The organism is Lacinutrix sp. MEBiC02404 (genome assembly GCF_053601575.1).
Genome location: NZ_JBSHNV010000197.1, coordinates 1 through 905, shown reverse-complemented (window position 1 = coordinate 905; position 905 = coordinate 1). Strand labels below are relative to the sequence as shown.

The window sequence follows — 905 nt, the reverse complement described above, 5'->3', positions numbered from 1 at the left end:
TTTCTCCGATTGCGTAAATCAGATATTTACTGAATTTATTTTCTGTCAGCAGTTTTTGTCTAATTTTTCTAAAGAATTTTATCATTGGTTAGCGGTTTCTGGTAATGAAGCACAACGTGTTTGTATATGGTTTGTTGCGTGGTTAAGAACGTAATTTAGCAAATAAAAACCGAATAGAAAATCCGCGAGGGTTTTCGTAAGCAGGCAAGAACTAGCAATAAATTATATACGGTGTTGTGCAACGTATTATTCGCTTATATTTTTTTTCATTCGTTCGTTAAATATTCTGTACATACGTTTTGCTTTATAATCAATTTCATCAACAATACAAGTTCCTCCTCCCATTAGTAAAATCCGAACTTTTCTGTTGTTATATATTTTCTCTTCATCTCCAAAAGTTGTCAGATAGCCACCAGAATGTTCTAAAAATATTAATTTATTTTTTTCATAAAACTTATCAGCCATTTCTACCATTCGCATTTCCAATCTTGTTTGTTCTTTAATTTCAAAGTCGAGTGTTTCCGCATACTTATAATTCAATATTATTGACGCCAGAGTATTCAATTCAGAATTTGTTTTCTTTTTTAAACTATTCAGTATTTCATTCTCGGTCAAGTTTGAAACCTGATAATTGACAAGTTCATTAATTTGAATTTTCGCAAGTTCACTTACATATTCAGTATATTCAGCATCATGATTTTGCGCCAAAAATGAATTTGAAATCAGAAATAATAATATTATGAATATGGTTTTTTTCATATGTTGCACAACGTGTTTGTATATGATTAGTGGCGTGTTTCAGCACCTAATTTAGTAAATAAAAACGGAATAGAAAATCTGCAAAGATTTTCGTAAGCAAGCTAAAACTAGCCATTAATTATATACGTTGTTATCTATAGGTCTTT

Annotated in this window: 1 protein-coding gene; it reads right to left on the bottom strand. The window is 30.1% G+C overall.

Going from position 1 to position 905, the window contains the following annotated elements; translation table 11 throughout:
• Positions 1–246: 246 nt before the first annotated feature.
• A complete protein-coding gene (locus ACVCXO_RS12165) occupies positions 247–759 on the bottom strand; it encodes a hypothetical protein (protein ID WP_452229862.1) in 513 nt (170 codons plus the stop codon).
• Between the last annotated feature and the right edge of the window lie 146 nt (positions 760–905).

Excerpts from the sequence above, each read along its gene's own strand:
- ACVCXO_RS12165 (WP_452229862.1), bottom strand. The coding sequence starts at position 759 with ATGAAAAAAACCATATTCATAATATTATTATTTCTGATTTCAAATTCA.